The organism is Streptomyces sp. NPDC056224 (genome assembly GCF_042267665.1).
Classification (GTDB): domain Bacteria; phylum Actinomycetota; class Actinomycetes; order Streptomycetales; family Streptomycetaceae; genus Streptomyces.
Window position 1 is genome coordinate 18281 of record NZ_JBHJTK010000018.1, and the last position, 22031, is coordinate 40311.

General features: G+C 74.0%; 20 protein-coding genes and 1 riboswitch. Of the genes, 11 read left to right on the forward strand and 9 right to left on the reverse strand.

The window, feature by feature from the left end:
• Positions 1-37 precede the first annotated feature (37 nt).
• Complete coding sequence (locus ACFCZ1_RS21295; protein WP_376679835.1) at positions 38-1828, forward strand: FAD-dependent oxidoreductase; 1791 nt, start codon at positions 38-40, stop codon at positions 1826-1828.
• A 24-nt stretch (positions 1829-1852) separates the two neighbouring features.
• Complete coding sequence (locus ACFCZ1_RS21300) at positions 1853-2647, forward strand: helix-turn-helix domain-containing protein (RefSeq protein WP_376679836.1); 795 nt, start codon at positions 1853-1855, stop codon at positions 2645-2647.
• On the opposite strand, the gene ACFCZ1_RS21305 is transcribed toward ACFCZ1_RS21300, so the two are convergent.
• On the reverse strand, positions 2633-3049 hold the full coding sequence (locus ACFCZ1_RS21305; protein ID WP_376679837.1) for a hypothetical protein: 417 nt from the start codon (positions 3047-3049) through the stop codon (positions 2633-2635). The two genes, ACFCZ1_RS21300 and ACFCZ1_RS21305, sit on opposite strands and share 15 nt — an antisense overlap.
• 257 nt (positions 3050-3306) lie before the next feature.
• Between ACFCZ1_RS21305 and ACFCZ1_RS21310 the strand changes: the two genes are divergently transcribed.
• The 4 genes from ACFCZ1_RS21310 (at position 3307) to ACFCZ1_RS21325 (ending at position 7676) form a co-directional block, all read left to right on the forward strand.
• Positions 3307-4338: a hypothetical protein gene (locus ACFCZ1_RS21310; RefSeq protein WP_376679838.1), complete on the forward strand. Its 1032-nt coding sequence runs from the start codon at positions 3307-3309 to the stop codon at positions 4336-4338.
• Entirely contained in the window at positions 4335-4916 is a 582-nt protein-coding gene (locus ACFCZ1_RS21315; RefSeq protein ID WP_376679839.1) for a toxin-antitoxin system, toxin component, read from the forward strand. The genes ACFCZ1_RS21310 and ACFCZ1_RS21315 overlap by 4 nt, the downstream gene beginning before the upstream one ends.
• Positions 4917-4989: 73 nt before the next feature.
• Positions 4990-6510, forward strand: a complete 1521-nt coding sequence (locus ACFCZ1_RS21320) for an NAD(P)/FAD-dependent oxidoreductase (RefSeq protein ID WP_376679840.1) — start codon at positions 4990-4992, stop codon at positions 6508-6510.
• On the forward strand, positions 6507-7676 hold the full coding sequence (locus ACFCZ1_RS21325; RefSeq protein ID WP_376679841.1) for a DUF6545 domain-containing protein: 1170 nt from the start codon (positions 6507-6509) through the stop codon (positions 7674-7676). Before ACFCZ1_RS21320 ends, ACFCZ1_RS21325 begins: the two co-directional genes overlap by 4 nt.
• Before the next feature lie 8 nt (positions 7677-7684).
• Here ACFCZ1_RS21325 and ACFCZ1_RS21330 read toward each other — a convergent pair whose 3' ends face one another.
• Positions 7685-8530: a bifunctional 5,10-methylenetetrahydrofolate dehydrogenase/5,10-methenyltetrahydrofolate cyclohydrolase gene (locus ACFCZ1_RS21330; protein WP_376679932.1), complete on the reverse strand. Its 846-nt coding sequence runs from the start codon at positions 8528-8530 to the stop codon at positions 7685-7687.
• A 66-nt stretch (positions 8531-8596) separates the two neighbouring features.
• A riboswitch (ZMP/ZTP riboswitch) is annotated at positions 8597-8690 on the reverse strand.
• A 57-nt stretch (positions 8691-8747) separates the two neighbouring features.
• Between ACFCZ1_RS21330 and ACFCZ1_RS21335 the strand changes: the two genes are divergently transcribed.
• Positions 8748-9509, forward strand: coding sequence for a class I SAM-dependent methyltransferase (locus tag ACFCZ1_RS21335; RefSeq protein WP_376679842.1), 762 nt, complete (start codon positions 8748-8750; stop codon positions 9507-9509).
• Positions 9510-9723: 214 nt separating this feature from the next.
• Positions 9724-11328 carry an RNA polymerase sigma factor gene (locus ACFCZ1_RS21340; RefSeq protein WP_376679843.1) on the forward strand — a complete coding sequence of 535 codons (1605 nt, stop codon included), beginning with the start codon at positions 9724-9726 and terminating at the stop codon, positions 11326-11328.
• A 151-nt stretch (positions 11329-11479) separates the two neighbouring features.
• Here the strand turns inward: ACFCZ1_RS21340 and ACFCZ1_RS21345 are convergent, their stop codons facing one another.
• From ACFCZ1_RS21345 to ACFCZ1_RS21360, 4 genes are all read right to left on the reverse strand, one after another.
• Complete coding sequence (locus tag ACFCZ1_RS21345) at positions 11480-11929, reverse strand: SRPBCC family protein (RefSeq protein ID WP_376679844.1); 450 nt, start codon at positions 11927-11929, stop codon at positions 11480-11482.
• Between the two features lie 42 nt (positions 11930-11971).
• Positions 11972-13381, reverse strand: a complete 1410-nt coding sequence (locus ACFCZ1_RS21350) for an amino acid permease (RefSeq protein WP_376679845.1) — start codon at positions 13379-13381, stop codon at positions 11972-11974.
• Positions 13382-13456: 75 nt separating this feature from the next.
• A complete protein-coding gene (locus ACFCZ1_RS21355) occupies positions 13457-15637 on the reverse strand; it encodes a phage holin family protein (RefSeq protein ID WP_376679846.1) in 2181 nt (726 codons plus the stop codon).
• 101 nt (positions 15638-15738) lie between these two features.
• Positions 15739-16143 (reverse strand): hypothetical protein, encoded by a 405-nt coding sequence (locus ACFCZ1_RS21360; protein ID WP_376679847.1) that lies wholly within the window; start codon positions 16141-16143, stop codon positions 15739-15741.
• Positions 16144-16290: 147 nt separating this feature from the next.
• Between ACFCZ1_RS21360 and ACFCZ1_RS21365 the strand changes: the two genes are divergently transcribed.
• The gene (locus ACFCZ1_RS21365; protein WP_376679848.1) at positions 16291-17067 is read left to right on the forward strand and encodes an MBL fold metallo-hydrolase; all 777 of its coding nucleotides are present in this window, start codon (positions 16291-16293) and stop codon (positions 17065-17067) included.
• The gene (locus ACFCZ1_RS21370; protein WP_376679849.1) at positions 17064-17696 is read left to right on the forward strand and encodes a DedA family protein; all 633 of its coding nucleotides are present in this window, start codon (positions 17064-17066) and stop codon (positions 17694-17696) included. The genes ACFCZ1_RS21365 and ACFCZ1_RS21370 overlap by 4 nt, the downstream gene beginning before the upstream one ends.
• 41 nt (positions 17697-17737) lie before the next feature.
• On the opposite strand, the gene ACFCZ1_RS21375 is transcribed toward ACFCZ1_RS21370, so the two are convergent.
• The 3 genes from ACFCZ1_RS21375 to ACFCZ1_RS21385 form a co-directional block, all read right to left on the reverse strand.
• Complete coding sequence (locus ACFCZ1_RS21375; RefSeq protein WP_376679850.1) at positions 17738-18862, reverse strand: MBL fold metallo-hydrolase; 1125 nt, start codon at positions 18860-18862, stop codon at positions 17738-17740.
• Between the two features lie 29 nt (positions 18863-18891).
• Positions 18892-20109, reverse strand: a complete 1218-nt coding sequence (locus ACFCZ1_RS21380) for an aminotransferase class I/II-fold pyridoxal phosphate-dependent enzyme (protein ID WP_376679851.1) — start codon at positions 20107-20109, stop codon at positions 18892-18894.
• Between the two features lie 122 nt (positions 20110-20231).
• Complete coding sequence (locus tag ACFCZ1_RS21385) at positions 20232-20804, reverse strand: TIGR03086 family metal-binding protein (RefSeq protein ID WP_376679852.1); 573 nt, start codon at positions 20802-20804, stop codon at positions 20232-20234.
• Between the two features lie 193 nt (positions 20805-20997).
• Between ACFCZ1_RS21385 and ACFCZ1_RS21390 the strand changes: the two genes are divergently transcribed.
• The gene (locus ACFCZ1_RS21390) at positions 20998-21816 is read left to right on the forward strand and encodes a methyltransferase domain-containing protein (RefSeq protein ID WP_376679853.1); all 819 of its coding nucleotides are present in this window, start codon (positions 20998-21000) and stop codon (positions 21814-21816) included.
• The last annotated feature ends 215 nt before the right edge of the window (positions 21817-22031 follow it).

Consider the following 22031-nt stretch of genomic DNA (forward strand, 5'->3'; position numbering starts at 1 on the left):
CCAGCGGTAACAACGGGAACGAAGGGGCGGCATCGCCATGGCGGGCACAGGCAGTTCCAGGCGTACGTTCATCGCGGGCGCGGGCGCGGCGGCCACCGCCGGCACCCTGGCGGCAGCCGGGGCCATGGCCGCCCCGGCGGCGGCAGCGGCCGCCGCGACCCCGCCGAACGGCAGACGCGTCGCCGTCCTCGGCGGCGGGGTGGCCGGGCTGACCGCGGCCCACGAACTCGCCGAGCGCGGCTACGCCGTCACCGTGTACGAACGCCGGGCGCTCGGCGGCAAGGCCCGCAGCATGGACGTGCCCGGCAGCGCCCGCGGTGCCCGCCGGCCGCTGCCCGCCGAACACGGCTTCCGCTTCATCCCCGGCATCTACCACAACCTGCCCGACACCATGCGGCGCATCCCCTTCCCCGGGAACGCGAACGGCGTGTGGGACAACCTCGTCGCCCCGCGCGAGATGATGTTCGCCCGGGCGGGCGGCCGTGAGGACATGCGCGCGCCCATCCCCTGGCCGGAGCACTCCCCCGCCGAGCTGACGCCCGACGAGCTCGGGCGCGCCCTCACCGGGATCCTGCAGTCGCTGGTCCGGCTCCCGCCGCACGAGACGGCGTACTTCGTCAACCGCATGCTCGTCTTCCTCACCAGCTGCGACGAACGGCGGAGCGAGGTCTGGGAGCACACCCCCTGGTGGGACTTCGTGCGCGCCGCGCAGATGTCGGGCGAGTACCAGCGGATCCTCGCCATCGGCATCACCCGCAACATCGTGGCCACCAAGGCCGAGGAGGCCTCGACCCGTACGGTCGGCACCCTCGGCGAGGCCTTCGTCTTCAACCTGCTGGGCCGCGGCGCGGACGGCCCGCCGGACAGGATCCTCGACCTGCCCACCAACGAGGCCTGGATCGACCCCTGGGAGGCACACCTGCGCTCCCTCGGCGTGGAGTTCAGGATCGGCTGGACCGTGCGGGAGGTGCGGTACGGGAGCGGCCGGGTGAGCGGGGTCGAGGTCCTGGACCCGGCCGGCGCCCGGCAGAGCGTCACCGCCGACCACTACGTCAGCGCCCTGCCCGTCGAGCACGCCCGGCGCACCTGGAGCGCGGCGCTGCGGGCAGCCGATCCGATGCTGCGGCGCTGCGACGAGCTGAAGACCGACTGGATGACCGGGATCCAGTTCTATCTCACCGAACGGGCCCCGCTGGTGCACGGCCACCTCAACTGCATCGACTCGCCGTGGTCGTTGACGGCCATCCAGCAGGCCGAGCACTGGCCGTCCCGGAACTTCCCCGCCGACTACGGCGACGGAACCGCCGTCGACTGCCTCTCGGTGGACATCTCGGAGTGGGACAAGCCCGGGATCCTGTACGGCAGGACGGCCAAGCAGTGCACCCGCGAGGAGGTGGCGCGCGAGGTGTGGGCACAGTTGAAGGCCTCCCTCAACGACACCGGGAGGACCCTGCTGAGCGACTCCGCGCTGCACTCCTGGTTCCTGGACCCGGGCGTGGACGGGCTCGGCACCCCGAACCCCACCAATCAGGACGAGCTGCTGATCCACCCGACCGGCACCTTCCACAACCGGCCGAGCGCGGGCACCCGCGTCCCCAACTTCTTCCTCAGCGGGGACTACGTGGCGGTCGACATCGACCTTGCGACGATGGAGGGCGCGAACGCCTCGGCCCGGGCCGCCGTCAACTCCCTGCTGGACCGGGACGGTTCGACGGCGGACCGGTGTGCGATCCGGCCGCTGTACCGGGCGCCGGAGTTCGAGCCGGCCAGGCGTCACGACCTGTGGCGCTACCGTCTCGGGCTGCGGAACGTCTTCGACCTGGGGTGACCCGCCTGGGCTAACGTCGTGCGCATGACCACCACGACTCCCACGGTCGGCGCCCTGCTCCGTACATGGCGGCGGCGGCGCGGCATCAGCCAGCTGGAGCTGGCGGGCCGCGCCGACTCCTCGTCCCGGCACATCAGCTTCATCGAGAACGGGCGGTCCCGGCCGAGCGAGGAGATGGTGCTGCGGCTCGCAGACCGCCTCGACGTGCCGGTGCGGGAGCGCAACGCCCTTTTGCTGGCGGCGGGTTACGCACCCCACTACGCGCAGACCGCACTGGACGATCCCTCGATGGAGACGCTGCGCGAGGGCATTTCGCGGCTACTCACGGGGTACGAGCCCTACCCCGCGCTGGTCGTGGACGCCACGTACGACGTCGTCGCCGCCAACCGGGGCATCGCGATGCTGCTGGACGGCCTGCCGGAACACCTGCTGACCCCGCCCCTGAACGCCATGCGGATCACCCTGCACCCCGAAGGACTGGCCTCGAGGATCCACAACCTCAAGGAGTGGCGCGGGCACCTGCTGGCCCAGATGGAGCGCCAGATCGCGCTGGCCCGGTCCGAGCCGCTCCGCGCGCTGTACGAGGAGGTGGCCTCCTACCCGGTGGCCGGGCGCCCCGGCGACGGCGGACCGCACGAGCCCGTCCCGTACATCGCGCTTCCCCTCGTCATCGAGCACGACGGCCACCTGCTGTCCTTCGTGTCGTCCATCGCGACCTTCAACACGCCGATGGACGTGACCGTCGCCGAGCTGGCCATCGAGACGATGCTCCCGGCCGACCCGGCGACGGTGAAGTACCTGCGCTCACTCGCCGACTGAGCGCAGGGCGAACTGCTGGCACACCGCGAACGCGGCCACGGTGGCGGCCTGTACCGGGATCCACACCAGCCCCGCGGTGGTGGGCGCGAACCAGGCGGCCAGGGACACCAGGCTCAGGGCGGCCCAGGCGTAGTTCGCCGCGATGACCGCCTTCACCGGGAGGGCGGGCGGCCGGCGCCGCGAGGCGAGCCGGCCGACCGCCGCGCCGTACAGCACGAGCAGGACGCCGAGCGCCGGCAGCAGGTCCTGGCCGACGCCGAGCAGCCGTCCCAGCGGGGCGGAGAAGGCGACGTACGCGAGCCCGTTGCCTGTGGTGACCACGGAGTCGAGGGCGAGGAAGCGGCGCAGCGCGGTCTGCGGCGCGGTGGTCCGGGTGATGCCGCCGGGCAGGGTCGCGGACATGGGGGATCAGCCTCCGTCGAGGTCGAACGGCCTGGTGGGAGACGGGTTCCGGCGCCGAGTGCGCGGCTCCGGAACCCGATGACCCCACTGTGCCGGGCCCTTTTCGGGGGGTCGATTACCTCGGACGTCATGCCCACCTTCTTTGAGCCGTACGACAGGAAACGTTGGGTTTCCCCTGGTTCGGCAGGGGGCTGCCGGATAGGCTTCACCCAGCCCCGCCCACTCGAACGTCTTGTCGACTTACGGAGAATCAGCCGGTGCGAGCCGCTCCCCGACCCGATCTCGCCGCGCTCTGGAGGCGCGTGGAGGAGCTGTCGGAGCGGCGCGGGCAGGACCCCGCCCAGATACTGGCCACCCGGCGACTGAGTCATCTGTCCGGCGTCGAACCGGCCCGCATTCCCTCGGTGGTTGCGGGCACGGCCGCCGAGGAACCCCTCGAACAGCGCGTCCACCGCCGCTTCCTGCGACTGCGCTCCACCCGCCGCGACAAGCACGGCCGGGAGTGGTCGCTCGCCGCCATCGCCGCCGACTTCGACGCGCCCGGCGCCTCCCTGGGCCCCCTCAACGCGGGCACCGGGCTTCCCCGGCTCGGCCACGCGGCCGGTGTGCAGCGCTTCTTCGGCGTCCACGCCGGCTTCCTGCTGGCCGACAGCAAGAGCGCGGTGGAGCGGGCCCTCGCCCTCACCTCCGACGGCCCGGGCGACCTGGAGCACCTCTCCCACCTCACCGGCATGACCACCCAGGCCATCCGGCTCACCCTCGACGGCAGGCCGCCCCGGCTTCCCCTCAAGGAGCAGGTGCACCAGCGGTTCGAGCACCTGCGCCGCACCCGGCTGCGGGAGGACGGGCAGCCCCACTCCCTCTCCGCCATCGCCAAGTCCTTCGACGCGTCGGGCCAGTCACTGACCCGCCTCGCGCAGGGCGAGGGCCTGCCGAACCTCGCCGCGGCCGCCGGCATCCAGCGCTTCTACGGGGTCGAGGGCGGCTTCCTGCTGGCCGACGACACCGAGGCGCTCGCCACCGCCCTCGCGGCGGTCGAGCGCGAACTGGAGCCGGCGGGGCAGCAGCAGGAGAACCCCATGCTGGCCGTGATGCGGGCGCACGACGTACGGAACATCGTCGCGCGGGCGGGCCGGCTCTCCCCGCGGGGCTGGAAGTCGCTCGCCGACCACCTGGACGACCTGCTCGCCCGGGAAGGGCAGCTCGGCCGTCCGGGGGCCGCGGGGGCCGACCGCGACAGCGGGGAACCGGCAGCCGGGGGCCACACCGCCGGGCGGGGAGCCGTATGAGGATCACACGGGCGATGCGCGGGCTCGCCGGCGAGCTGCTCGCGGACGCGCGCCTTTCCGCCCCGGCCGAGGCCACCGGGATCATCGGAGCTCTGTGCGCCGCCTACGCCCGCCGCCGCGGCGGCGGGCGGAAGGTCGACTTCCGCTTCGCCCCCTTCCCGCCCGACACGGCCAGCGGGCTGTGGCTGGAGTTGGACGACCGCGACCTGCTCGTCATCGAGGAGCGGACCCGTCCCGGGCACCAGCTCGTCATCGCCTGCCACGAGCTGTGGCACGTGGACGAGGGCACCTGCGACAGCCACGGGCCGGGCATGGCGGTGGCCGCGCGGCTCACCGCAGGCCACGGCGACCTCGCCGGGCTGCTCCGCTCCGGCACCGGGCTGAGCACCGTGATCCGTCAGGCCGCCGCACGGGCCGATCACGAGGATCCGGCGGAGATCCGTGCCGAGATCTTCGGCCTGCACCTCGGCAAGCTCCTCAAGCCGTACCTGCCACCACCCCGGGAAGAGCGGTTCCCCGAGGCGATCGAGCGCATCAAGACCTCGCTCGGCTGGGGGCGCCCCGCGTCACTCAGGTGACCCGCGCCCAGCCCCAGCCCCGCACCCCTTGCGCCGATGCCCTCGGCACGGCCCCGACAGAGAGCACGACACGATGACCCAGACTTCTCCGCCCCGCCACGCCGTCGTCATCGGCGGCAGCCTGTCCGGCCTGCTCGCGGCCGCCGTCCTCGCCGAGCACGCGACGGTCACGGTCATCGACGCGGACCCGCTGCCCGAGGGCCCGGCGCCGCGGCGCGGACTGCCGCAGGCCAGGCACACCCACCTCCTGTGGTCGGGCGGCGCACGTGCCATCGAGCGGATCCTGCCCGGCATCACCGACGACTGGACTGCCGCGGGCGCCATCCGCCGCAGTCTGCCCACCGACCTGGTCACCAAGACCGCCCAGGGCTGGCTCCCGCGCGTCGGGGAGAAGCAGTTCAACATCTCGTGCAGCCGCGACCTCCTCGACTCGGTGATCCGCGCCCGGGTGACCGGTCTGAAAGGGGTCTCCACCCTCCAGCGGAGCCGGGTCCGGGCCCTGGAGGGCACGGCGGCCCGGGTCACCGGCGTCCTGGTCGACACCCCGGAGGAAGAGGGCCGGCTGCTGACCGCCGACCTCGTGGTCGACGCGAGCGGTCGCGGCTCGCGCGCCCGGACCTGGCTCCAGGCACTGGGCGTCACCGGCATACGGCAGGCCGAGGTCGACTCCGGCCTCGTCTACGCGACAAGGATCTTCGAAGCCCCGGCGGGAGCCCACGAGGCGGGCTTCCCCATCGTCAACGTGCAGTCCGACCCCCGAGTGCCCGTCCCCGGTCAGACGGCCACGATCGTGCCCATCGAGAACGGCCAGTGGCAGGCCACCCTCTCCGGGACCCGCGGCGGGCAGCCGACCGGCGACCCGGACCGGTTCATCCCGTTCGCCAAGGGCATCAGGGACCCGATCGTCGGCGAGCTCCTCGAAGGGAGGAAGCCCCTGACGGACGTGGCCGTCACCCAGGGCACCGCCAACCGCAGGATCTACTTCGAGAAGGCCGCCCTGCCCGACGGCTTCATCGCCGTCGGCGACTCGGTCGCCACCTTCAACCCGCTGTACGGGCAGGGCATGACGGTCGCCGCCCAGGGACTGCTGGCCGTACGCGCCCTGCTCCGGCAGAAGGGGCTCGCCCACCCCAACTTCGGCCGCGAGGCACAGCGCGCGATCGCGCCCCTGGTGAGCACCGCCTGGGAGCTCGCCACCTCGCAGGACATCCTGTACCCGGGGGCCACCGGGATGAAGCCGCGCGCCGGCACCGGCGCGCTGAACGCGTACGTGAACCGGCTGATGACGGGCGCCACCACGGACGAGGCGCTCACCGCCGCCCTGTTCAAGGTGCTCACCATGAGCGGCGCGCCCACCCACTGGCTCCGCCCGTCGGTGATCTGGCACGTGCTGCGCGCCTCGGGCCGGGGCGCCCTGACGGCACCGCCGCTCACCGACGCCGAGCGGGCCGTCGCCGGGCTTGGCCCGGCCGGCCCGGTGCGTCCGGCCGACCCGGCCCCGGCGGCCCGTACGGACCCGGCGGCCCCGGTCGGCACGGACCCGGTCGGCACGGACCCGGTCGGGCCGGCCGACCCCGTCGGACAGGCCCGGTGAGCGGCGGACCCCTGCTCTACCTGCCGGGATCCGTGATGTTCCTGGCGCTGCTGATCAAGGTTCCGACGCTGCGCCGGGACCGGGGCCGGCCCCTGGACCGGGCGGCGTGCGCGCTGCTCGTCGTGGGCTGTCCCCTCACGTTCCTGGCGTCGCCGCCGACGGTCAGCGCGGTCAACCGGCTCACCGGCGTGGTCAACTTCTCCGCACCGCTCGTGTTCGGTCTGATCACCGTCTTCTCGGGGACGTGCGTGGTGCTGGTCCTGCAGTGGGGCGGCGGCCCGCCCGCGGCCGTGCGGCGGGCCACCCGGCTGACCGTGGCCGTGTACGGCGCGTTGACCGTGGCGATCGTCGTGCTGTTCGTGATCGGCGACGCGCCGGTGGAACGGGTCCGGGACCTGGACACGTACTACGCCACGACGCCGTGGATCCGCGAGATGATCGTCTGCTTCCTGCTGGCCCACACCGTCGGGACCTCGGCGCTGACCGCATTGTGCGGGAAGTGGCTGTGGCGCGCGGACCGTTCGCTACGTCCGCTGCGCACCGGGCTGGCGCTGATCGTGTCCGGCGGGCTGCTGGACCTCGCCTACCTCGGGGCGAAGTGGGCCTCGGTGGCGGCCCGCTGGGCCGGCCGGGACTGGGTGGTCCCGGCGGACGTGGCGCTGTCGCTGGCCTCCGGGGCGGCCCTGATGATCGGTGCGGGGTTCCTCGTCCCGCTGGTCGGCGGGTCGGCAGCCTGGCGGGACGTCAGCCAGTACCTGCGGCTGTACCCCCTGTGGAAGGCACTGCGCCCGGCCGCGGCCGCCCGGGTACGGCCCGTGCCGCTGGCCTGGTGGTCGCCGGTCGGGATCCGCCTCATCCACCGCGAGTCCGTCATCGACGACGGCATCCTGGCGCTCGCCTCCCGGTTCGACCCCGCCGTGCGCGGCAGGGCGTACGAGGCGGCGCGCGGGCAGGGCATGACCGAGACCCGGGCCGCCGTGGTGGCGGACGCGGCCGTGATCGCCGCCGCCTGCCGGCCCGGGTCCGCCGGTACGGCGGGCGGACACCCGTCCCCGTACCGGCTGGGCGGCAGCCCGCTGGGCGCACTGGCCCGGGAGTTCCGCACCTCCCCCATCGTCGCCGCGGCCCGCGGGGCCGCCGCGGACGGGACCCGCTCCCCGGCTTAGGCCGCGGCTCAGAGTTCCGCGAGGTCCAGCCCGGCCTGCGCGGCGGCGGCCTGGACGGTCTGCTCCAGCAGGACGGCGATGGTCATCGGGCCGACCCCGCCCGGTACCGGGGTGATCAGGGAGGCGCGGGCGGCGGCCGACTCGAAGTGGACGTCGCCGACGTTGCCCTCGTTGTACCCGGCGTCCAGGACCACGGCGCCCGGCTTGATGTCCTCGCCCCGGATGAATTCGGCCTTGCCGACGGCGGCGACCAGCACGTCCGCCTGGCGCACGATCGAGGGAAGGTCCTGGGTGCGGGAGTGGCAGTAGGTGACGGTGGCGTTCTGCTCCAGCAGCAGCATCCCGGCCGGCTTGCCCAGGATCGCGCTGCGGCCGACGACCACGGCGTGCTTCCCGGTGAGGTCCACGTCGTAGGCGGCGAGGAGACGCATGATGCCGCCGGGGGTGCAGGAGACGAAGCCCGGCAGCCCGAAGCCCATGGCGGCGAAGGAGTGCATGGTGACGCCGTCGACGTCCTTGCCGGGCGCGATGGCCTCGAAGGCGGCGCGCTCGTCGATGTGGTGCGGGACGGGGTGCTGGAGCAGGATGCCGCTGATCGCGGGGTCCTCGGAGAGCGCGGTGAGGGTGGCCACCAGCTCCTCGGTGGTGGTCTGCGCCGGCAGCTCCACGTGGCGGGAGGTGATGCCGGCCTTGGCGCAGCGGTTCTGCTTCATGCGTACGTAGGTGACGGAGGCGGGGTCCTCACCGACCAGCACGGTCGCGAGACAGGGCGCGGTACCGGTGCGCTCGGTGATCTTCGCCGCGTAGGCGGCGGTCTGCTCCGAGATGCGGCGGGCGAGGGCCGTGCCGTTCATCAGCTGGGCAGTGGCAGTGGCAGTCTGGGCGGTCGTCACGGGGTCTCCTGAACGTCGCTGCGGATCGCGGTTCGCCCAGGCGCGCGGCAGTCGGCGTACGGACGTACGCCGGGCCGCTCCCCGGTGGTGATCCACCCGAACGCCAGTCACGGCCCGCCGTCCACTGTAGTCGACATATCCGGTGGTTAGCCGGGGCCCGACCTGGGACGATCCAGACATGACGCGTACTTTCGACGATCTCGTCGCCGAAGCCGAATCCGTCTCCGTGGACGGCTGGGACTTCTCCTGGCTCGACGGCCGTGCCACCGAGCAGCGCCCCTCCTGGGGCTACCAGCGGCTGCTGAGAGGGCGCCTGGCCCGCGTCCGGTCCGCCCTCGACGTCCAGACCGGCGGCGGAGAGGTCCTCGCCGGATCCGGCCCCCTGCCCCCGCTGACGGTGGCCACCGAGTCCTGGCCGCCCAACATCGCGAAGGCGACCCGGCTGCTGCACCCGCTCGGCGCGGTGGTGGTCGCCGACGCCGACGAGCCGCCCCTTCCCTTCGGCGACGAGGCCTTCGAGCTGGTCACCAGCCGGCACCCGGTGACGATCTGGTGGGACGAGATCACACGGGTCCTGCGGCCGGGGGGCACGTACCTGTCCCAGCAGGTCGGTCCGGCGAGCGTCTTCGAGCTGGTCGAGTACTTCCTCGGGCCCCAGCCGGAGGAGGTCCGGCGCGGCCGGCATCCCGACGACGCCGTGACAAACGCCACCCGGGCCGGCCTCGAAGTCGTCGATCTGCGGTCCGAGCGGCTGCGCACGGAATTCCACGACATCGGAGCCGTGATCTACTTTCTCCGGAAGGTGATCTGGATGGTGCCCGGCTTCACGGTCGGGCAGTACCGGGACCGGTTGCGGGAGCTGCACGAACAGATCCAGCGCGAGGGCCCGTTCGTCGCGCACACCGCCCGCTTCCTCATCGAAGCCCGCAAAACGGGGTGACGGAGAGGGCGGACGGATCCACGCCGGATCGGTTGCGCGGCCACAGCGTGGCGCAGGTCACTCAATTCAGCGCGTAACGAATCGACTCGGGCGTGCGATGAACCGACAGGTGTCCTCGCGCGGCCCCGGAATACAGACCCCCTTCGGTCTGTTTCCCGAGTTCGCGCGATGATGTCCCGCCCACCCCTTATCTGTTCGCAACGAGAGGCTCCTTGTGTCGCTCAGCCCGTCCCGTACGTTCCCTCCGGAGATCGCCGAATCGGAGGCCCTCGTCGCGCTCGTCGAGCGCGGCCGCGAGCAGGGTCACATCAACGGTGACGACGTGCGCCAGGCCTTCGAGGCCGGCCGCATCCCGGTGGACCAGTGGAAGCGGGTCCTGCGCAGCCTGAACCAGGTCCTGGACGAGGAGGGTGTCGCCCTCCACGTCAGCGCGGCCCCCGCCACGAAGGCTGCCGCCAAGAAGCCCCGCAAGGCAGCCGCCGCCCCGGCCCGCACCGTGGCCAAGAAGGCGGCCACGCCGCCGCGCCCCATCGGCGCGCGGAAGACCACCGCCGCCGGCACGGCCGCCAGCGCGGCCACGGCCACCGCCGCGGCGATATCCGCTCCGTCGGCGTCCGCCACCGAGGACGAGGCGACGGCCGGGGCCGCTGCCGAGCCGAAGAAGCGGACGGTCAAGAAGACCGCGACCGCCGCGAAGAAGACCGCCACCAAGAAGACGGCGGCGAAGAAGACCAGCGCCAAGGACGCCGACGAGGGCGAGACCCCCGTGGTGGAGGGCGAGGACTGGGCGGCCGAGGACCTGGCCGACGAGGCCGAGGAAGAGGCCCCCAAGACCGGCGGCACCCAGGGCTTCGTCCTGTCCGACGACGACGAGGACGACGCTCCGGCGCAGACGGTCATGGTGGCCGGCGCCACCGCCGACCCCGTCAAGGACTACCTCAAGCTCATCGGCAAGGTGCCGCTCCTCAACGCCGAGCAGGAGGTCGAGCTCGCCAAGCGCATCGAGGCGGGCCTGTTCTCCGAGTACAAGCTCGAAGAGGAGGAGGACCACAAGCCCGCCTTCAAGCGCGAGCTGGAGATCCTGGTCGAGGACGGCCGCCGCGCGAAGAACCACCTGTTGGAGGCCAACCTCCGCCTCGTGGTCTCCCTCGCCAAGCGCTACACGGGCCGCGGCATGCTCTTCCTGGACCTGATCCAGGAGGGCAACGTCGGCCTGATCCGCGCCGTCGAGAAGTTCGACTACACCAAGGGCTTCAAGTTCTCCACGTACGCGACGTGGTGGATCCGGCAGGCGATCACCCGCGCCATGGCCGACCAGTCGCGCACCATCCGCATCCCCGTGCACATGGTCGAGATCATCAACAAGCTCGCCCGCGTGCAGCGCCAGATGCTCCAGGACCTGGGCCGCGAGCCCACCCCGGAGGAGCTGGGCAAGGAACTCGACATGACCCCCGAGAAGGTCATCGAGGTCCAGAAGTACGGCCGCGAGCCGATCTCCCTGCACACCCCGCTGGGTGAGGAGGGCGACAGCGAGTTCGGTGACCTCATCGAGGACTCCGAGGCGGTCGTGCCGGCCGACGCGGTCTCCTTCACCTTCCTCCAGGAGCAGCTCCAGTCCATCCTGGGCACGCTCTCGGAGCGCGAGGCGGGCGTGGTCTCCATGCGCTACGGCCTCAACGACGGCCAGCCGAAGACGCTGGACGAGATCGGCCGCGTCTACGGGGTCACCCGTGAGCGCATCCGCCAGATCGAGTCCAAGACGATGTCGAAGCTGCGCCACCCGTCGCGCTCGCAGGTGCTGCGCGACTACCTCGACTAAGCCCGCGGGTCCGGGGCCGGCCGGAAGGCGGGCCCCTCGGGTGTGAACGGCAGGAAGGCACCCTGCGGATCCGGACAGGCGCGCTCGCGCCCGGATCCGCAGGGTGTCGCATTTCCGTCCGTGACCACCGGCGCCGGGGCACCGCTGGGGGTCAGGTCGCGGAGTGCTCCAGCAGGTGCTTGAGCTTCTCCTCGCCCCGGGGCATCTCCTTGCGGACCATTGGCTTGACCACCAGGGGAACCAGGGCTCGGCCCATGCCGTGGCCCTCGAAGTCGACGGACACGGTGACGCGTGAACGGGTCCCGCCGTCGAGGGGTTCGATGCGGCCCCGTACGTCCGGCCGGACCGGCCCGTCGACCCCGTGGACGTGCCAGCTCCTCGGCGGGTCGAGTTCCGTGAACTCCATCGTCGTGGGGATCCTGCGCCTGCCGATCTGCCGGGTGACGAGGACCTTCGAGCCGACGTGGACGGGGAGGTCGCCCATCGGTACGGCGGACACCGCGCTGTCCTGCCACTCCGGCAGGTGCGTCGGGTCCGTCACGTACGAGTAGACGTCCTCAGGGCTGCGGTCGATGTCGATGGTCTTGCTGATCGCGGACATGGCGACCCCTTAGAGCCCCCCTGGCTGTCCTCTCCCTCCAAATTACCGCGCGGGGGAAACGGCCGCGCGCGTCCTCCGGGCGGACATCACCGCGTAGACCAGGACGCCCGCGAACAGGAACATCACGCCCTGGTAGACGGCGGCGTAGCCGGAGCCGGCCACCAGCCACATCGAGAAGCCGAAGGCCAGGCAGGCGAGCGCGGCGTCCCGGACCAGGCGGCCCCGGTGGACGCGCTCGGACCGGCCCGAGAGCAGGAAGCAGAGCTGCGCGGCGGTGGAGAGCAGGTAGGGGACGGTCGCGGTGAAGGTGGTGACCAGGACCAGGACCTCGAAGACGCCCTTCGAGCCGGCTGTGTAGTTGTAGACGGTCAGCGCCGAGGCGAGGACGGCCGTGACGACCACGCCGACCACCGGGACGCCGCGCTTCTTCGTCTCGAAGACCTTCGGGAAGAGGCCGTCCTTGGCGGCGGCGTACGGGGTCTGCGCGCTGAGCAGGGTCCAGCCGTTGAGCGCGCCCGCCATCGAGATCACCGCGGCGCAGGCGACGACGGTGCCGCCCCAGGTGCCGCCGGCCCCCGCGTCCGCGGAAAACATGGCGTTGACGGCGTCCGAGAAGGGGGCCTGGGAGGAGACCAGGCTGTCGTGGGGGACCAGGCCGAAGACGGCGAGGGTGCCCAGCAGGTAGACGGTGGCCGCGCCGACGGTGCCCAGGATGGTGGCCCGCCCGACGTTGCGCGCCGGGTCGCGGACCTCGCCGGCGCTGACCGCGGCGGATTCGACGCCCAGGTAGCTGAAGAGCAGGATCGCCGCGGAGGCGGAGACGGCGCCGACAGCGCTCTGGTCGGTGGCCCGGAACGGGCCGAGGTTGGCCGGGTCGAAGAACAGGAGGCCGCCCACGGAGACGAGCAGCAGCGGGGCGAACTTCAGCACGGTGGAGACGAGTTGGACGGCGCCGACGTACCGCGTGCCGGCCAGGTTGGCGAGCGCCGGCAGCCACTGCACGGCGAGGGCGGCCAGGCACATGGACCACTGGTGCGCGCCGACGGCCGGGAAGAGCACGCAGAGGTAGCCGACGGCCGCGACCGCGAGGGCCGCGTTGGAGACCCAGGTGGTGATCCAGTAGCTCCAGGCGGCGAGGAACCCGGCGAAGTCGCCGAACGCGGCGCGGGCGTAGACGTACGGGCCGCCGGTCTGCGGGTGCCGCCGGGCGAGGCGGCCGAAGACGAGGGCGAGGGCGACCGCGCCGAGGGTGAGCACCGCGAAAGCGACGAGGCTGATCGTGCCGAAGGGGGCCACCGAGGCGGGCAGCAGGAAGATCCCGCCGCCGATGATGTTGCCCATGACCAGGCAGGTGGCGACGGGGAGGCCGAACCGCCGGGCGCCCTCCCGGTCGGGCACGGGGGGCTCGGGGACGGCTGCGGCCTCGGCCGGCGGTACTGCGGTGCTGGTCACGGTGGTGCGCCTCGGGGTGTCTCACATGGTGGGCAAGGTCAACACATGGTTGACCACCGCGCAGGCGGTACCAAATCAGCGGGTTTCGTCCTGCGTGGGCGCAGCTGTGGAAGGAAGGATTCCGCCGGTGGTGCCCTCTGGCCGGGAATCCTCCACCGGCAGGCCGACCGGCGGAGCGACCGGAGGAACGACCGGCACGGCGACCGGCGGGACCACCGGCAGCTGCGGCCCGTCCGCCTCCCGCAGCCAGCGGCGGAATACGCCGTGCACCGACTCGGCGCCCACCAGCTCACCGCCCGGATCCGACAGCTCCGTCGGCCACATCAGGAACGCGTGCCCCTGCTCCCCGCCCAGGCCGCCGTGCGAGCCGATCTGCTCCTCGAAGGCGTGCACCGCGCCCGTCTCGGGGTCGTACGCCGAATTCACCATCACGTCGGCCACGTGCGGGAAGGTGTCGGTCCGGCGGACGGCCTCGGCCGCCCCGGGGCCGAAGGGAGCCAGCAGCTCCTCCGCCTCCCCCGGCACGTCGAGGCGCGCCTGCGCCCCGCCCCGGCCCAGCACCACGCCGTCCACCAGCAGGAAGCCCACGCCGGGATGGTTCGCCAGGGTGGGCAGCAGGGCGGGGTGCGCGCGCTCGACGCGTTCGCGCGAGGCCCGGCCCGGGACGTCCGGGAAGGAGATCAGCCCGAGGTTGCCCGAGGCGAGCACCACCGGGTCGGGCCCCGGCCCCGGGGTGACCTCCGCGTCCTCCTCCACCGGCCGGCGCAGGGCCGCCAGGACGGCCGCCCGCGCCTCGGCGCCGCTGCGGGTGCGGCCCGCCCGGCGCGGGACCGGCAGCCCGCAGCCCGCCCGGACCAGGTCCTCGAGGGTCAGCCCGTACCGGCTGAGGAAGGTCTCCCCCGGGCTCTGGCCGTGGTCGGAAAGCAGCACGATCCGGTACGCGCGGGGCGTGTGCTCGGCGACCCGGGCGAGCAGTGCGAGGCTCCGGTCCAGGCGCTGCAGCACCCGGTCGGTGTCGCGGCCGTGCGGGCCGGAGTGGTGCGCGACCTCGTCGTAGGCGACGAGGTCGGCGTAGACCGCCGCGCGCCCGGCGAGCATGTCACCGATCACCGCCGCCACGACCACGTCCCGTTCGACCACGGTCGCGAAGGCCCGGATCAGCGGGCACAGCCCGCCGCGCGCCACGCGCGGCCGGTCCCCGCGGATCCGCGCGCGCAGCGACTGGCCGACCTCCCGGGCCGCCTCGGCGACGAAGGACAGGGCCGTGCGGACGGCGTTGGCCGGATCGGAGAAGTACGCGAAGTATCCGGCGCGGGAGCGGTTCGCCCGGCCGCGGCGGGCGGAGACCGAGAGCACGAGCGCCAGTTGGTCCGCGCCGCCGCTGAACAGGTTGCCCCGGCTGGCCCCGTCGAGGGTGAGCAGCCCGCCGTCCGCGGTCCGCGCCACCGCCCGCCGCTGGAGCTCGGCGGCGCTGGTGGGCCGGTTGCAGACCACCACCTCGCCGGTGTCCTTCTCGTACCAGCGGAACGCGGGCACGTCGAAGTTGGAGCCGTGCAGGATGCCGAGCTGGCTGGCGCCGGTCTGGCTCGACCAGTCGGTGCGCCAGGACGCGATGCGGTGGCTGCCGTCGAGCCAGGCGGCGACGGTCGGCATCAGGCCGCTGTTCGCGGCCCGGCGCAGCACCTCGTACCCGACCCCGTCGAGCTGGAGGAAGACCAGCCCGGGCGTGGACCGGCCGGCTCCGGGCGCGCCCGCCCCGCTCCCCCGGCCACCGCCGGGACGTGCCCCCAGTCTGCGCCGGCGCCGGTCGGCGAGGCGGTAGAGCCGCCGCCGGTACGCCTCGTCGTCGCGCACCGCGAGCGCGGTCGAGGTCGCCGAGGCCACGGCGGACATCACGGCGGCCACGACCACCGCCGTCTCGGGGGCCACTTCGCCCCGCCCGGCGGGGACCAGGCTGAGGGCTATGAGCAGCAGCGAGCCGTTGAGGAAGAAGACGAGCAGCCCGAGCACCAGGGCGGGCACCAGCAGCAGGGCCCGTACCAGCACGGGCCAGACGAGCGCGCTCAGCAGGCCGAAGGCCCCGGCGCCCCAGGCCGCGGTCAGTCCGATCTGCGTGATGCTGTCGTCGTCGCCGGACCGGAGCCGGAAGTCCGGCAGGATCCCGGCCAGCGCGAGCATCGTCAGCGTGGACACCGCCCAGACGAGGATCACCCGCACCAGGGCGCCGCCCGCGGTCCGCCACCGTCCTCGCACCACGCTCCACCTTCCGCGCGCCCCGTCCCGCCTTCCAGGCTCGCACAGCCCGGCTCACGGGGCAGGGCGGCATGGACGGCGCACCGGGTCGCGGGGGCCGCCGCTCAGGTGCCGTCGTAGCCGGCGGTCGGCATGGACAGACGGCGGTGCACCTCGGCCTTCATCGCGGAGGTGTACGGCGGTTCTCGGTGCCCGGCGGTCTCCAGGCGCACCCCGCGCCGCCGGCACTCCGCGCTGAACTCCTCGACGGAGCGCAGCGCGCGGGCCAGCACGCGGTGGTTGGCGGCGACGAAGAGGTCGACCTTCCCGGCGTCGATGTCGGACCAGAGCCCGCAGTGGTCGGCGCGCAGCCCGTAGACGAGCAGTTGCCTGGTCACGACGTACCCGTGGTCGGCGGCCCAGCGGGCGCACACGGCGTGCTGGCTCCGGGTGTCCACGGCGAAGGGGTCGGCGTCGAGGTCTTCGAGCGGGGCCAGGCTGGCGATCGCGGCCACGCGCAGCTCTTCCATGCCGCCCGACCCTACTCCGATCGGCGGCCGGGGAGGAGGGGGCTGCGGTGTTCCGGTTCCGGGCGGATCCAGGGGGCAGCCTCTAGGCTCGGTGACGGGACGGGACGGGACGGGACGGGACGGGACGGGCGGCGGAGGGAGGGCCGGATGCCGGTGGACATCACCTGGTGGGGGCATGCGACGTGCACGGTCGAGGACTCCGGGGTCCGGCTGCTGACGGATCCGCTGTTCGCCCGGCGCCTCGCCCATCTGCGGCGGCGGCGCGGGCCGGTGCCCCCGCCCGAGGCGGCGCGGGCCGACGTGGTGCTGGTGTCGCACCTGCACGCCGACCACCTGCACCTGCCCTCGTTGCAGCGGCTGGCGCCCGGCACCCGGCTGCTGGTGCCGCGCGGTGCGCGCCGGGCGGTGCCGGGGCTGGCGCGGATCGCCGGACTGCGGGGGCTGGCGGTGACGGAGGTGTCGCCGGGCGACGAGGTTCAGGTGCGGGGCGGCGTACGGGTGCGGGCGGTCAGCGCCCTGCACGACGGGCGGCGGCTGCCGTTCGGGCCGCAGCTCGCGCCGGCCCTCGGGTACGTGGTCGAGGGCGCGGCCCGGACCTATTTCGCCGGGGACACCGGGCTGTTCGACACGATGGCCCGGGAGGTCGGTCCGGTGGACGTGGCCCTGCTGCCGGTGGGCGGCTGGGGACCGTACCTGGGGCCGGGGCACCTGGACGCGGGGCGGGCGGCGCGGGCAGTGGCCGAGCTGGCTCCGGCGGCGGCGGTTCCGGTGCACTACGGGACGTACTGGCCGATCGGGATGGACTCGGTACGGCCGCACGAGTTCCACGCGCCGGGCGAGGAGTTCGAGCGCCGCGCGGGGCGGCTCGCGCCGAAGGTGACCGTACGGGTGCCCGCCCACGGGGAGCGGGTGCGGCTGCCGTGACCTGGTGCGACATCGCGGCGGCGGGCGGACAGGTGCCGCCGGAGACCACCCAGCAGGCAGTGGGCTACCCGGCGTTGTTCGTGCTGGTGGCGCTCGGCGCGCTGGTGCCGGTGATCCCGACGGGGGCGCTGGTGAGCTCGGCGGCGGTGGTGGCGTTCCATCACGACTCGCTGCCGTACGGGGTGTTGCTGGTGTTCGCGGTGTCGGCACTGGCGGCGTTCACCGGCGACGTCACCCTGTACTGGCTCGGGCAGCGCGGCGTGCGGTCACGGAGCGGCTCGCGCTGGCTGGAGGCGCTGCGCGGCCGCGCCACGCCCGAGCGGCTGGAGCAGGCGCGGACGGGGCTGGACGAGCACGGGGTGCTGGTTCTGGTGGTGTCCCGGCTGCTTCCGGCGGGGCGGATCCCGGTGATGATGGCCTGCCTGCTGGCCCGGCTGCCCCTGCGCCGCTTCGCGCGCGCGGACGCCCTGGCCTGCCTCGCCTGGGCGGCGGCGTACGGCCTGATCGGCATCCTGGGCGGCTCCCTCTTCTCGGAGCCCTGGAAGGGCGTGGCCCTGGTGGTGGCCCTGACCCTGCTGATCAGCGCGGGCCCGCCGGGGTGGCGCCGACTGCGGGGACAGGCCCGGTAGAAGGCCGGACCCGGGGTGCGGTTCGGGCTCCGCGGTCCAGCTCATCGGACGGGCCTGACCGGCGGCCGGGCCGGCCTTCCGAGCATGCGGGAGGCGCCGATCGGGAGGTCCCAGAGGTGGTCGCGGGGCAGGCCGGTGCGGGCCCACGCGGCCCGGGCCCGGTGCAGGGGTTCCATGACCGGCTCGGCGGACAGGACGAAGGTGGCCCAGTGCATGGGGGCCATCCGCCGGGCACCCAGGTCGAGGCAGGCCCGGACGGCCTCCTCCGGGTCGGCGTGGACGTCGCCCAGCCACCAGCGCGGGGCGTAGGCGCCGATGGGCAGGAGCGCGAGGTCGATGCCGGGGTGGCGGCGGCCGATCTCCGCGAACCAGTGGCCGTAGCCGGTGTCGCCCGCGAAGTAAAGCTTCTTCGGTGAGGGGTTCAGGGTGTCGGTCACGATCCAGCCGCCCCACAGGGACCGGCAGGTGTCGATCAGCGAGCGCTTCGACCAGTGGTGGGCCGGTACGAACTCGAAGCGCACGCCGTGCAGTTCGGCCGACTCCCACCAGTCGAGCTCGGTGACCCGGGTGAAGCCGCGGCGGCGGAACCAGCCGGCCAGCCCCGCCGGGACGAAGAGGGCGGTCCGGCGCGGCAGCCGCTTGAGGGTGGGCGCGTCCAGGTGGTCGTAGTGGTTGTGGCTGATGACCACCGCATCCACCGGCGGCAGGTCTTCCCAGCGCACCCCGACGGGTGTCATCCGTGACGGGGTGCCGAGGATCCGCCGGGACCAGACCGGGTCGGTGAGCACGGTCAGGCCGCCGGTGCGCAGCACCCAGCTGGCGTGTCCGGCCCAGGTGACGCAGACCGTGCCGGGCTCCACCGCGGGCAGCGGGGCCGGCTCGTACGGCAGGTCGGGGATGCCGCGCAGCCCTTCCGGGCCGGGCCGGAAGGCGCCCTCGCGGGCGAGCCGGGCGAACGCGCGGACACCGGGGAGCGGGGTGGTGAGCCGGTCGGCGAAGGAGCGGGGCCAGCGGCGGTGTTCGCCGAGTGGGCGCGGGGCACCGGGGAGCGGCGGCGCGACCGGCCGCGGCGCGGCGGCGGCCTGCCGTACCGCGCCCGTGCCCGCGCCCGTGGATGCGGGGGCGTCCGTGGATGCGGGGGCGGGGGCGTCCGTCCCGTCGCTCATCAGGGAGTCTCCGTTCACCGGCTCGGACATCAGACGAGCCCGGCCAGGACTGATCCGAGCAGGTCCAGGGAGCGCTGTACGTGCGGGAGCGCGAGCGGGTCGCCGGCGGTGAGCGCAGCGAGCCGCTCCTGCGGGGTGACGCCCAGCAGCGGCCCGGTCGACAGCCTCACCCGCAGGGCGACCGGTTCGTCCGCGAACCGCTGCCCGCCCGGGGTGGGCGCGCCGAGCCGGCCGCCGAGCCAGTCCTCCAGCTCCATGGCGTCGCCGACCCCGTGCCGGGCGAGTCCGGCGCGCAGCGGGGTCAGGTCGGCGTAGAGGTGGCGGCCGGCCTGCGGGGGCCTGGCCAGCGCGCCGACGGCCAGCAGCTCCCGGTGCGCGGCGGCCGCGACGGCTCCGTGCAGGACGGCGGCCGCACGGGCCCGCCCGGCGACCGCGTCGGGTTCGTCGAGGGCGTGCGCGGCGGCCCCGGCGACGGGGCCGGCGACCAGCGCGCCGGTGGCGGTGAGGACGTCGAGGGTACGGGCGCGCAGCCAGGTCCCCCGGGGGGTGTCGGGGAACCGGACCACGGCCGCGGGCCAGCCGGCGGGCAGCAGCGCCCCGGACAGGTCGACGAGGACGGCCGCCTGGTCAGGGAGCATCTCCGCGGGGCTGAGGACCAGGGTGTCGTGCGGCCGGTGGACGGTGTCGCGCCAGCTCTCGTCGCTGACGACGAAGAGCCCGGCGGATGCGGCGGCCTCGCAGGCCTCGCGCAGCATCTCGGGCGGCGGCACGGTCGCGGTCGGGTCGTCGGCCACCGACAGCAGGAGCACGCGCGGGTCGCCGCCCTCGGCGCGCACCCGGCGTACGGTCTCCAGCAGGGCGTAGGGGTCCGGGATGCCGCCGCATTCGGCCGGGGTCGGCACGTGATAGGCCCGTCGTCCCAGCAGCCGGACCTGTGGGGTCCACCAGGCGGGACAGGGCCGGGGCAGCATCACGTCGCCCCCGTAGGCGCCGAGCAGGGCGAGCAGCAGTGCCGGGGCCCCCGGGCCCGCGGCCACGTTCTCCGGGGCGGTCGGCAGCCCGCGCCTGCCCCAGTGCCGGCAGGCGGCCTCGCGGACGGCGTCCCCGCCACCGGCGGGCTCGGGGGCGGAGCGCCCGGCGGCGGCGGCGAGGACGGAGAGGAGTTCGGGCAGCACGGGCAGGCCGGGCTGCGGCGCGGGAGGCCCGTACCGCACCGGACCACGGCCTTCCGCCGTCGTGCGCTGCATCCCCTCCACCGTGTCCGCCTTCCGCGCGCGTCCCGCTCAGCTCCGCCAATCCTGACCTTTATACGATTATTTGCGGCCATATGCCCGCTATGCGCCTGCTCCGACCGCGCCGGCCGGAGCGGTCAGCCCCGCCTCCCCAGCAGCGCCAGCAGCCTGGTCTGCGCGTTCGCTCCCGCCGCGACCTCCAGCGGAGCGGCGTACATCCCGCTCGCCGCGAGCCCGTCGGCGTACGGCATGACCTCCTTGATGGAGAACTCGACGAGGCCGTCCGGCAGCCGGTCGTCGGCGCCGATGCCCCGGGAGAGGTCCCAGGTGTGCACGACGCAGTCGGCGGTCAGCTCCGAGCAGTACGCGGAGCCGAGCGCGGGCCCGTAGGAGAGCTTGACGGTCCGGTCGAGCGCCCCGGGCTCGGCGAAGGCGTCGTGCGCGGCGGACGCGGCCCGGTCCCAGGCGGCGACCGGGTCATCGCCCAGCACGTCACCGGAGAACGCGTCGCCCATCTCCTCGACGGTGCGGCCCTCGGTTACCAGCGGCGGGATCCAGAGCTGCTCCCCGGTGACGTGGTTGACCAGGTCCCGCACGGTCCAATCCGTGCACGGGGTCGGCGCGTCCCACTGGTCGTCCCCGATCGCGCGCAGGCGCTCGCCGAAGAGCCGCAGCGCCTCGGCGTGCCGTTCCAGCAGCGTTTCCGGCATGGCTCTCACCGTCCCGTGGCACGAGGTCCGCCCCCTCGGCCCCCACTCTCCTCGCCCCCGCATCACCCTGCCACCGCCGGGCCCGATCCCCTTGGCACACAAGGAGAGTGTCCATATGCAGAAACGTGGATCTCGCATCATGAACTGATCCTCTACGGTGAGGACAACGCTTCGACGAGGAAGGGGACAGGCCATGAACGCCCACCAGGAGACCGCCGTCTACACGCACGGCCACCACGAGTCGGTGCTGCGCTCGCACCGCTGGCGCACGGCCCGGAACTCGGCCGCGTACCTGATCGGCGAACTGCGGCCGGGGATGTCCGTGCTGGACGTGGGTTGCGGCCCGGGCACGATCACCGCCGACCTGGCGGAGCTGGTGGCGCCGGGCGGCCGGGTGACCGCCGTCGACGCGTCGGGGGACGTGGTCGCGCAGGCCCGGGCCTACGCGGCGGAGCGGGGCGTGGGCGGGGTGGAGTTCGCCACGGCGGACGTCCGCGCGCTGGACTTCCCGGACGGCTCCTTCGACGTGGTCCACGCCCACCAGGTGCTGCAGCACGTCGGCGACCCGGTCCGGGCCCTGCGCGAGATGCGGCGGGTGTGCCGGCCGGGCGGGATCGTGGCCGCGCGGGACGCCGACTACGCGGCGATGACCTGGTACCCGGCCACGCCGGGTCTGGACGGGTGGCTGGACCTGTACCGCCGGGTCGCCCGCGCCAATGGCGGCGAACCGGACGCGGGCCGCCGACTGCGGGCCTGGGCGCGGGAGGCGGGCTTCACGGACGTGGCGTCCTCGGCGACGGCCTGGTGCTTCGCCACTCCGGAGGAGACGGCCTGGTGGTCGTCGCTCTGGGCGGACCGCACGACGGCCTCCTCGTACGCGGACATCGCCGTCCGCGGCGGCCACGCGAGCGCCGCGGACCTGGCCGCGGCGGCCGGTGCCTGGCGCGCCTGGGGAGCCTCCCCGGACGCCTGGTTCTCGGTCCTGAACGGCGAGGTCCTCTGCCGGGCCTGACCTCCGGCTCCCCGGCCCTGCCCGCCGCCACCGGGGCCCGCAGGGCCAAACCGGGGCCCGCAGCCCGGCCCGGCGCCCCCTGGAGCCCCGCCCCTCGAACGCCGACGGGGCAACCGGGGCCACCGGGGCTGGGGCCACCCGGGCGACCGAGACCGGCCTCTGTGCCGCCTCTTGCAGCCCGCCCCGGACCCCGCGCCGCAAACACCGTCGGGACC